A 9892-nucleotide genomic window follows, 5' to 3' on the forward strand; every position below is an offset into this window, starting at 1 on the left:
AAAAGTAGCTTTATTTAAGAGCTAAATTAGAGATTGTTCGTCTTAAAGATTAGTTATATAGATTTGTCCCAGCCTCTTATATTCAATTGGCTAAGCCTGTAATTTTCAAAGATGTCTTACGTAAATCAATATAGGAGTCCTCTTGACGAACAAGCGGGAGATGTGGTTCATTTTGATGGATAAAGATAATTTCTGCTGTTTCGTTATTGGATAAAGTAACCTTTTTAAAGAGTTGCTTTCTCATAATAAAATTTGTAAATGGAATGACAATGGCAGGATTTAATGCATTTCCATATGATTCATTCACTAATTCATTGATCGCTTCAAAGTAGGTTTTCTTTTCTTTATGGGTGTGTGAGGAACACATGCTATTAAACATGTCTGCAACCGAAACAATTTGAACTAAGAATGGAATATCCTTTTCTGTTCGATGAGATGGATAGCCTTTTCCATTTATTTTTTGATGATGCAATAGAGCAGTTCTCGATATTAATATATCTAATTGAGAAATCTGAAATAAAATACTTTTTCCATAGATTGTATGTTTTTGAATTTCCTTATATTCTTTTTGCGTTAAGCGATCTTGCGCTTGTAAAATGGATGGATCAACTTTTAGCATGCCGATATCATGGAATAGTCCCATTTGGCTTAGGAGGTAACATTCCTTCCTAGCTAATCCTAAAACCTTGCCTATGATTGCTGAAATAATTCCAACATTAATACTATGCTGATAAATATAATTCTCAGGTTCTACTTCCTTATGGATAATATCTAAAATTGCTAATTCTTGAAGGGAAAAATCAATTGCTTTTTCATAGGTATGAAGAAGTCTATCCACATTATCATTTTGCTGTTCGATAATGGAATGGAAGGTTTCTTTCACTTCATCTATTAAAGTAGAAAATTCTTTATTTTCGGAGGAAAGAGAGGCTTCTTCAGTCGGATTAATCACATCAAATGGATTTACCTGATGTTTTGTGAGTAATTCAACATGTTTTTTCGTAAGAGTGGAGCCTTTTTTGAGTAGAAATAAACCTTCAATGGAGTTAGAATAAACATCTTCTTTTATTCGATATCCGGTAATATCAGCAGTTACTTTTTCCATGTCTTTTGTCTCCTTTAATTCATGCTATTTTGCTACGTCACATCCCCTTATTAGTAAATATTACCTTACCTCTAGCAAGGATAAAACAGACTTTATGACCAGTTGGAATAATCCTAAATACCTATTTTAGTAGAAATTACTAGGGACTAAGGTCTTTAGCAATGTTTTCCTATTATAATTACTATATATTTAACCGAAAAGAATAGAAGAAATTGGGCATTTTTAGTAGATTCAAAGAGAGGGGAATACACAAATGGATAGAAATCAGCTGAAAGAAAGCAATACATTTTATGTACATAATAAAAAAGAATATCAAAAACATTTAGATTTTATCCATAATGAATTGATAAAGTTTCCTACCATAAATATACCTAATCAACATAAAGTAATTAAAAATCAGGATTTGGAAGATTGGATAGTAGAAAAACTAAGTCCAAAAGACATTGCGGAAATTATCTTTTTATTAGAAAACGCCAAAAAAAGAGCATCCTCTCTGGAATCAATTTTTCAAGTAATTGCAACAAGTTTATTACAAAATTCATAAAGAAATTATCTATTCTCGTCTTACTATCACAAGGCTTCTCACTTGTTTCACTATGGTGACAACTATATAATAATAGATATTTATTTTAAATGCCTTTAATGGATTCCAAAAACAAGTAGGGAATTGACTAAAAAAGTTGTGGATACTTCCATTACTCTAAATGGGAAAACGATTGTATAGATGAGTGAGGAAGGTTTGTTTCTTGTATTAGGAGGAGAAAATAGTTGGAACAATGTATGAAAAGCCTATATACCTATTTATATGATCATCTTGTAGACATGCGTGAGGAATGGCTGAGCACAATAGAGAATAGTTCATCTAATTATTATTCAATCAATAAATCCTCAGACAGTATGGAAGAACTAGTTACAGCACACCAAATACTCTTAGAAAATGTAATTAAGGTATTTATTGAGGAAGAGGAAGTATATTCAGCCAATATTTCTAAATGGGCTGTTAAAGTTGCGGAAAAGCGGGCAAAAGATTTGGTTCCTATTTTGGAATCGATTGAACAGCTTAACACAGTTAAAGAAATTCTTTTATCATATGTTGAAAAATTTTCTGCAGAAACTACTGATCAATTAACGATAACGACACTGTTTGAATGGATACGATTAGTACAATATGCATTTGATCTATTTGTAAATATCTTTATTGGCTCTTATGATGAATACAAATTTCAGCAATTGACAGCACAGCAAGAAACCATTTATGAATTAAGCAGTCCAGTGATTCCCATAACAAAGGGGATTGGGGTGCTTCCATTAATTGGAGATATTGATACAAAGAGGGCACAATTAATCATGGAAAATACTTTGAAGGAATGCAATGAAAAACGCTTTAATCATTTATTCATTGATTTATCAGGAGTACCTCTTATTGATACAATGGTTGCACATCAAATTTTTCATGTTATACATGCACTGCGTTTAATTGGTGTAAAAGGGTATCTTTCTGGATTAAGGCCAGAGGTGGCGCAAACAGCCATACAATTAGGTGTAGACTTTAGCCAAATTCCGATATTTAATAATTTAGCAAGTGCTCTTGAAAGATTTGGGTTAATGGTTAATGAAACGAAATTTGTTTAAATAGAGGTGTATGTAGATGGGGAAATATCTAGCTGCACTATTTTTTCCATGCTTATTAGTAATACTTTTTTCAAAAGCTACCTATTATCCAATTATTGGATTAATTTTAACTGTCGCCTTAATTGCTGCTTCTGTGTATAAAGGATATACTGATACATTTCTATTAATTGTTGTGGATGCATTTTCTATGACGATTGGATATATGATTAGCAGAAGATGGAAAGAGAAAGTAGCGAATAAATAATGTTTAGGCTACATTTCAAAAAGTATTAAAAAAGAATAGAAAAGAAGAATGACTAAACGATTTTACGTCGATAAAGATGATAGGTATTTTCGTATAGTCATTTTTTTTTTGAAATTTAGTATCCATAGAAAAATTGCTGATGAAATAAATAGAATGTTTGTTCTCTTTTTTGTGGTTTGAAATAGGTGGTTTGTGGTAGAATGGTGATATGTTGATTACATTAGTAGGAAATTATAAAAAAAGACTTTAATACGAACGTCGAATTTTGAAATTTTGTTTATTTTAAAAGCCTCCTGGTACCCGCATAAATCCTATAACGGTGAGACCCCGCATTCCCTTACTTTCCTCTGGGAGAATGTAAGTATATGGAGTGAAATGGAATGAACAAGTTTTTTGTGTTTAACTCTATAAAACAACAAAGGTTATGAAAATAGCTTGTAATAGATATGCCTAAACATAAAGGACCAACGGACGTATGAATAAAAAGAAGTGCATATAGATCGGAGGATGGTTTAGTGAATCATGATTTTGAATTAGTTTCAAAGTATACGCCTCAAGGAGATCAGCCGGGAGCAATAAAAAAACTAGTATCAGGAATTAAAGAAGGCGAAAAAATTCAGACATTGCTAGGGGCGACTGGGACTGGTAAAACCTTTACAATTAGCAATGTTATTAAAGAAGTAAAGAAGCCAACGTTAATCATTGCTCACAATAAAACACTAGCTGGCCAATTATATAGTGAATTTAAAGAGTTTTTCCCAAATAATGCAGTAGAGTATTTTGTCAGCTATTATGATTACTATCAACCAGAAGCATATGTCCCGCAAACGGATACGTTTATCGAAAAGGATGCCAGCATCAATGATGAAATTGATAAGCTTCGCCATTCTGCAACATCTTCCTTGTTTGAAAGAGATGACGTTATTATTATTGCCAGTGTTTCTTGTATTTACGGTTTAGGTTCTCCAGAGGAATATCGAGAAATGGTTGTTTCCTTAAGGACTGGTATGGAATTAGAAAGAAATCAACTGCTTCGTAAACTAGTTGATATCCAATATGATCGAAATGATATCGATTTTAAACGGGGGACTTTCCGTGTTCGTGGAGATGTTGTTGAAATTTTCCCCGCTTCTCGTGATGAACATTGTATTAGAGTAGAATTTTTTGGAGATGAAATTGATCGGATTCGTGAAGTAGATGCATTAACTGGCGAAATATTAGGAGAACGGAATCATATTGCCATCTTTCCTGCTTCTCACTTCGTAACAAGAGAAGAGAAAATGAAAGTGGCGATTGAGAACATTGAAAAGGAATTAGAAGAACAATTAGAAAAACTAAGGGAAAATAATAAATTATTAGAGGCACAACGTTTGGAACAGCGCTCTCGCTATGATCTTGAGATGATGAGAGAGATGGGGTTCTGTTCGGGAATAGAAAACTATTCAAGACATTTAACATTAAGACCTCCTGGCTCAACACCTTACACTTTATTGGATTATTTTCCAAAAGATTTTCTTCTTGTCATTGACGAATCCCATGTTACACTTCCGCAAATTAGAGGAATGTATAATGGGGACCAGGCAAGGAAAAGTGTGCTAGTAGAGCATGGCTTTCGCTTGCCATCTGCACTTGATAATCGCCCGTTAACCTTTGGAGAATTTGAACAGCATATAAATCAAATGATCTGTGTTTCTGCAACGCCTGGTCCGTATGAAATGGAGCATACGCCGGTAATGATCGAACAAATCATTCGGCCAACTGGATTACTTGATCCAACTATTGACGTTCGTCCAATTGAAGGACAGATTGATGATCTAATTGCTGAGATTCATGAAAGAATTAAGCGGAATGAGCGGGTGCTGGTAACGACGCTTACGAAAAAAATGTCAGAGGATTTAACGGATTATCTGAAAGAAATCGGCATTAAAGTACAATATTTACATTCTGAGGTGAAAACGTTAGAACGGATTGAAATCATTCGAGAATTACGTCTCGGCAAATATGATGTTCTCGTAGGGATTAACTTATTACGGGAAGGATTGGATATTCCAGAAGTATCATTAGTCACTATTTTAGATGCTGATAAGGAAGGGTTCCTTCGTTCGGAACGATCTTTAATTCAAACAATCGGACGTGCAGCAAGAAATTCGAATGGGCATGTTATTATGTATGCAGATAAGATGACGCATTCAATGGAAGTAGCAATAAGTGAAACGAAAAGACGGAGAGAAATCCAAGAGAAATATAACGAAGAACATGGTATTACTCCGCAAACGATTCAAAAAGGTATTCGAGATTCCATTCGTGCTACGCAAGCAGCAGAAGAACCAGAAGAATATGCAACTTCTGTTAAACTTGATAAATTGACGAAAAAGGAAAAAGAGGCAATGATTGCCCAAATGGAGAACGAAATGAAGGAAGCAGCAAAAGCTCTGAATTTCGAAAGAGCTGCAGAGCTTCGCGATTTATTGCTTGAATTAAAGGCGGAGGGGTGAGCAAAAAATGGCAATGGATAAACTTATTGTAAAAGGTGCAAGAGCAAATAATTTAAAAAATATTGATATAACTATTCCAAGAGATCAATTAGTAGTCATAACTGGTTTATCTGGTTCCGGGAAATCTTCTCTCGCTTTTGATACCATTTATGCAGAAGGACAAAGAAGATATGTTGAATCTTTATCCGCATACGCGCGACAGTTTTTAGGGCAAATGGATAAGCCAGATGTAGATTCGATTGAAGGACTGTCCCCTGCTATTTCCATCGACCAGAAAACAACTAGCCGAAATCCACGCTCTACAGTTGGAACAGTAACTGAAATCTATGATTACTTAAGACTATTATTTGCAAGAGTAGGAAGACCAACTTGCCCAGAGCATGGAATTGAAATATCTTCCCAGACAATTGAACAGATGGTTGATCGCATTCTAGAATATCCTGAAAGAACTAGACTTCAAGTGCTCGCTCCGGTTGTATCAGGGAGGAAGGGATCCCATGTAAAAGTGCTGGAAAATGTGAAAAAGCAGGGATATGTTCGATTACGAATCGATGGAGAAATGTTTGAAATTGGTGATGATATTTCCTTAGATAAAAATAAGAAACATAATATAGAAGTAGTAATTGATCGCCTTGTAGTGAAAGAAGGGATTGCTGCAAGACTGGCAGATTCCCTTGAATCCGCATTACAATTTGGGAATGGAAAAGTGATTATCGATGTAATTGGGGAGGAAGAATTGCTTTTTAGCGAGCATCATGCTTGTCCGATTTGCGGATTCTCTATTGGGGAATTAGAGCCAAGACTGTTTTCCTTCAATAGTCCATTTGGAGCTTGTCCTGATTGTGATGGTCTCGGAAATAAACTAGTAGTAGATGTTGATTTAGTCATTCCTAATTGGGATTTGACTCTAAAAGATAATGCGATTGCTCCATGGGAATCTATTAGTTCTCAATACTATCCTCAGCTCCTTGAAAGTGTATGCAACCATTATGGCATTGATATGAACATACCCGTAAAGGATATTCCTAAAAATCTAATGGATAAGATTCTTTATGGATCAGGCAAAGAATATATTCACTTTCGATATGAAAATGACTTTGGCCAAGTTAGAGAAAATGATATTCAGTTTGAAGGTGTTATAAGAAATATCGAAAGAAGATTTAAGGAAACAAGCTCTGATTATATTCGAGAGCAAATGCAAAAATACATGGCTGAACAGCCTTGTCGTACATGTAAAGGCTATCGGTTAAAGAAAGAAGCATTAGCAGTATTAATTAATGGCCAGCATATAGGAAAAATCACGGAAAAATCAGTTGTTGAGTGCTATCAATTTATGGAGCAGGTTGATTTAACTGAAAAGGAAAAACAAATTGCGAACTTGATTCTTAGGGAAATAAAAGAGAGAGTCGGATTTTTAATAAATGTTGGTTTAGATTATCTGACTTTAAGTAGATCAGCGGGAACTCTATCTGGAGGCGAAGCGCAAAGAATTCGTTTGGCAACACAAATTGGATCAAGACTTACAGGCGTACTTTACATCTTAGATGAACCTTCTATCGGTCTTCATCAAAGAGACAATGATAAATTAATTGATACATTAAGACAAATGAGAGACATCGGAAATACATTGATTGTTGTAGAGCATGATGAAGATACAATGATGGCAGCAGATTATTTAATCGATGTTGGTCCTGGTGCGGGCGTACATGGAGGAGAAATTATTTCTGTCGGAACACCAGATGAAGTAATGAAGGATCCTCAATCGATAACAGGTCAATATTTATCAGGAAAAAAATTCATCCCACTTCCATTAGAGAGAAAACAAAGTGATGGTAGGTTTATTGAAATAACTGGGGCGAAAGAAAATAATTTAAAAAATGTAAATGTAAAAATCCCCCTTGGAATGTTTATCGCCGTCACAGGTGTTTCAGGGTCTGGAAAAAGTACGTTAATTAACGAGATTCTTCATAAAGGCTTAGCACAAAAGCTGAATCGCGCAAAAGCAAAGCCAGGCCAGCATAAAGAAATTAAAGGAATCGACCAGTTAGAAAAAGTTATTGATATTGATCAGTCTCCAATTGGACGAACTCCAAGATCAAATCCTGCGACTTACACCGGAGTGTTTGATGATATTCGGGATGTTTTTGCGACGACTAATGAAGCTAAAGTACGTGGATATAAAAAAGGACGCTTTAGTTTTAATGTAAAGGGCGGAAGATGTGAGGCTTGTCGTGGAGATGGAATCATAAAAATTGAAATGCATTTCCTTCCAGATGTGTATGTTCCATGTGAAGTATGTCATGGAAAACGATACAATAGAGAAACATTGGAAGTAAAATATAAAGGGAAAAACATTTCAGATGTCTTGGGTATGACAGTAGAAGATGGAGTAGCTTTCTTTGAAAATATCCCTAAGATTCATCGTAAGCTTCAAACAATTGTTGATGTTGGTTTAGGTTATATTAAACTCGGACAACCAGCAACTACTTTATCAGGTGGGGAAGCGCAAAGGGTCAAATTAGCATCTGAATTACACCGCCGTTCTACTGGCAAGTCCTTTTATATTTTAGATGAGCCGACGACAGGCTTACATGTTGATGATATTTCAAGATTATTGATCGTGCTTCAAAGATTAGTCGAAAATGGCGATACAGTACTCGTTATTGAACATAATCTGGATGTAATAAAGACTGCAGATTATATTATCGACTTAGGTCCAGAAGGCGGAGATAAAGGTGGTACTATTTTAGGAACAGGTACGCCAGAAGACATTGCAGACCTTAAAGGATCCTATACGGGGAAATATTTAAAGCCAATCTTGGAGAGAGATCGACTAAGAATGAAGAATCATATAGAAGAAGCAGAAAAGATTGCTACAACTTAATATCTCAACTTTCGCACCAAAAAAATAAGTGCAAATCGTTAGTTGTATTGCGTCTATGGTCTATTAAATATGTTGCTTGACAGTGTTTAATAAAATGAAATAACACCTCATTCTTTGGTATAGTGTAATTGTAGAGAAAACACTACCATACAGAAGAGGTGCTCCCTATATGATAGACCAAAATAGCCAAAACAATCAACTACCAAAAGAACTTAATTCGGTTTTTTCTGAGCTTGAAATGAATAAACACCTGCGCCAAGCAGGAATTAAAAAATCCTTCGGTTTCAGCTGTTCCTACTTATTTCAGCTTGTTTTCTGTTTGATTTTCCAGCACAAAAATTGGTTTTCACTTCTTGATTCAAAGAAAGCCGATCAGTTTCCAGCCAAAGATGCCGTCTATCGCTTTTTAAACCAATCAACTTTTAATTGGCGCCGTTTCTTACTACTGTTGAGCATTTTTACTATTCAAAAGGTGACTCGCCTTACGAATAAAGAGCGTCCAAAAGTACTGATTATCGATGATTCTGCGTATGACCGAAATCGTAGTAAAAAGGTAGAGCTTCTCGCTCGTTGTTTTGATCATGCTTCCCTGAAAATGCGTTTCTTTAAGGGGTTTCGTATGCTCACTTTGGGCTGGTCAGATGGCTATACATTTATGCCAATTGACTTTTCTTTAGTCAGTTCAAAAAAGTCTCAAATCAATGGTATCTCTGAAAAAATTGATAAACGTACTTGTGGATACAAGCGTCGAGAAAATGCATTACAAACTGAGCCTGAACAAGTTCCTGACATGATTAAACGTGCATTAGCCAATGGGATAGATGCAAGTTATGTCCTTATGGATTCTTGGTTTACATTGCCACCACTTGTAAAGTCTATTGTGGATCAAGGATTAGACGTAATTGGTATGGTCAAAGAAACAAAACAACGTTATAACGTAAACGGGGAGATGGTTTCTTTAAAGCAACTATACCGCCTAGCTGGACCCATTCAATCCAAGAAAGGAATTCTTCGTTCCATCCATACGATCATGGCTAATGGAACACCAATTAAAGTGGTATTCATTCAAAACAGAAATAAGAAAAGCGACTGGCTTGCCATCCTCAGCACAGACTGCACTCTTTCAGAACAGGAGATCGTCCGAATCTATGGAATGCGCTGGGATATCGAGGTATTCTTTAAGGCGGCCAAATCTCTTTTGAAACTTGAAAAAGAATTCCAAAGCCGTTCATATGACGCGCTTATTTGCCATACAACGATTGTGTTTTCTCGTTTTATCGTTCTGTCGTGGCAGAATCGCTGTAATACCGATCAACGCACAATAGGTGGTCTGTTTTACGAATTATGCGATGAAGTAAATGAACTTGATTGGGCTGTCGCATTACAGCAATTGATCGAGCTTCTTCAAGATGCACTTAAACAAACGAATAAGAAAATCAAAAAAATAATTCAAAGTCAACTTGAACAGTGGATCGCTGGCCTTCCTAATTATATCAAGGCTTATTTGCCGATATCACTCTGCGAAAGTTGAG

7 protein-coding genes are annotated in these 9892 nt (G+C 35.4%); 6 read left to right on the plus strand and 1 reads right to left on the minus strand.

Annotation, left to right across the window (positions count from 1 at the left end):
- Positions 1–82: 82 nt before the first annotated feature.
- The gene (locus tag ADJ83_RS08405; protein ID WP_048717509.1) at positions 83–1105 is read right to left on the minus strand and encodes an HD-GYP domain-containing protein; all 1023 of its coding nucleotides are present in this window, start codon (positions 1103–1105) and stop codon (positions 83–85) included.
- 253 nt (positions 1106–1358) lie between these two features.
- On the opposite strand from ADJ83_RS08405, the gene ADJ83_RS08410 reads away from it, so the two are divergent.
- The 6 genes from ADJ83_RS08410 (at position 1359) to ADJ83_RS08435 (ending at position 9891) form a co-directional block, all read left to right on the plus strand.
- Positions 1359–1649 (plus strand): hypothetical protein, encoded by a 291-nt coding sequence (locus tag ADJ83_RS08410; RefSeq protein WP_031540648.1) that lies wholly within the window; start codon positions 1359–1361, stop codon positions 1647–1649.
- 224 nt (positions 1650–1873) lie between these two features.
- Positions 1874–2737 carry an STAS domain-containing protein gene (locus tag ADJ83_RS08415; RefSeq protein WP_031540649.1) on the plus strand — a complete coding sequence of 288 codons (864 nt, stop codon included), beginning with the start codon at positions 1874–1876 and terminating at the stop codon, positions 2735–2737.
- 16 nt (positions 2738–2753) lie between these two features.
- The gene (locus ADJ83_RS08420) at positions 2754–2981 is read left to right on the plus strand and encodes a CsbA family protein (protein ID WP_031540650.1); all 228 of its coding nucleotides are present in this window, start codon (positions 2754–2756) and stop codon (positions 2979–2981) included.
- A 515-nt stretch (positions 2982–3496) separates the two neighbouring features.
- On the plus strand, positions 3497–5476 hold the full coding sequence (uvrB, locus tag ADJ83_RS08425; RefSeq protein ID WP_031540651.1) for an excinuclease ABC subunit UvrB: 1980 nt from the start codon (positions 3497–3499) through the stop codon (positions 5474–5476).
- 7 nt (positions 5477–5483) lie between these two features.
- Positions 5484–8360 (plus strand): excinuclease ABC subunit UvrA, encoded by a 2877-nt coding sequence (gene uvrA, locus ADJ83_RS08430; protein ID WP_031540652.1) that lies wholly within the window; start codon positions 5484–5486, stop codon positions 8358–8360.
- A 169-nt stretch (positions 8361–8529) separates the two neighbouring features.
- Positions 8530–9891, plus strand: a complete 1362-nt coding sequence (locus ADJ83_RS08435) for an IS4 family transposase (protein WP_048717268.1) — start codon at positions 8530–8532, stop codon at positions 9889–9891.
- Position 9892 lies beyond the last annotated feature (1 nt).

The organism is Bacillus sp. 522_BSPC (assembly GCF_001076885.1).
Classification (GTDB): Bacteria; Bacillota; Bacilli; order Bacillales; family Cytobacillaceae; genus Niallia; species Niallia hominis.

Excerpts from the sequence above, each read along its gene's own strand:
- ADJ83_RS08405 (WP_048717509.1), bottom strand. The coding sequence starts at position 1,105 with ATGGAAAAAGTAACTGCTGATATTACCGGATATCGAATAAAAGAAGAT.
- ADJ83_RS08420 (WP_031540650.1), top strand. The coding sequence starts at position 2,754 with ATGGGGAAATATCTAGCTGCACTATTTTTTCCATGCTTATTAGTAATA.
- ADJ83_RS08435 (WP_048717268.1), top strand. The coding sequence starts at position 8,530 with ATGATAGACCAAAATAGCCAAAACAATCAACTACCAAAAGAACTTAAT.
- ADJ83_RS08410 (WP_031540648.1), top strand. The coding sequence starts at position 1,359 with ATGGATAGAAATCAGCTGAAAGAAAGCAATACATTTTATGTACATAAT.
- uvrA (WP_031540652.1), top strand. The coding sequence starts at position 5,484 with ATGGCAATGGATAAACTTATTGTAAAAGGTGCAAGAGCAAATAATTTA.